Below are 1003 nucleotides of genomic sequence, written 5' to 3' on the forward strand. Positions count from 1 at the left end.
CGCCCAGGTGAAGCAGCAGGCTGCGCATCGCCGGTGAAAGCTGCGCCCATCCGGTGAAACAGGCGCACAGGCGGCGTTGTGCCCACGCATCTGCAAGCGGCACCGCAACGGTACGCGTACTGCGTCGATGCTGGCGCGCAATGGTACGCGGCACGATGCCGACACCAATGCCGTGGCCGACCATGATGCAGACTCCCTCGAAGGTCTTCATGCGGATGCGCACGTCCAGGCGACGCCCGATGTCGCGCGCCTGGTCTTCGATGTAGGTCTGCAGTGCATTGCCATCGGCCAGGGCAACGAAGGTCTCGCCGGCAACATCGGTGAAGGCCACGCTGCGCCGCGATGCGAAGCGATGGTCTGCGGGCAGCAGCATCACCAGCGGATCTTCGGCGACCACATGCTGCTGCAGGCCGGCAGCGTCGACGGCATCGCTGATGATGCCGGCCTCGGCCTGGCCAGCACTGATCGCACGCACGACTTCAGGGCTGGTGCGCTCCAGCAGTTCCACGTGCAGGCGCGGGCGTTCGGCCAGCCATGGCGCGAGCCGCGAGGGCAGGTAGTTGGTCAGCGCTGCGGTGTTGGCATACAGATGCAGGGTGCCGCGCGCACCGTGTGCAAACGCCTGCAGTTCACCGCGCAGCTGTGCCTGCTGCTGCAGGATCAGGCGTGCATGGTGGGCGAGGGCGGCACCGGCTTCGGTCAGGCTGACACCGCGCGGATGCCGGTTCAACAACGCGGTGCCGGCATCGGGCCCTCGGTACCCTCGCGGACCACCACGAAGTCGATCTCCGGACGGCCGGCCAGCGGGGTGGCGGTGTTCGGGAAGAGCTTCGAGGGGCGGAGGTTGACGAAGTGGTCGAAGGCGAAGCGGAGCTTCAGCAGCAGGCCGCGCTCGAGGACGCCGGAGGGGACCGAGGGGTCGCCGATGGCGCCGAGGAGGATCGCGTCGTGCTCCTTGAGCGCCTCCAGCTCCGCGTCGGGCAGGGTCTCGCCCGTGCGGTGC

1 protein-coding gene and 1 pseudogene are annotated in these 1003 nt (G+C 68.5%); both read right to left on the reverse strand.

Features of this window, described 5'->3' with window-relative positions:
• The coding region (locus ACFU74_RS37360) for a LysR substrate-binding domain-containing protein (protein ID WP_380764592.1) at positions 1–730 on the reverse strand (730 nt) is incomplete at its 3' end.
• Between the two features lie 17 nt (positions 731–747).
• A pseudogene (locus tag ACFU74_RS37365) lies at positions 748–1003 on the reverse strand (isocitrate/isopropylmalate family dehydrogenase); the annotation flags it as partial.

It is taken from the genome of Kitasatospora sp. NPDC057500, from assembly GCF_042802195.1.
GTDB lineage: Bacteria > Actinomycetota > Actinomycetes > Streptomycetales > Streptomycetaceae > Kitasatospora.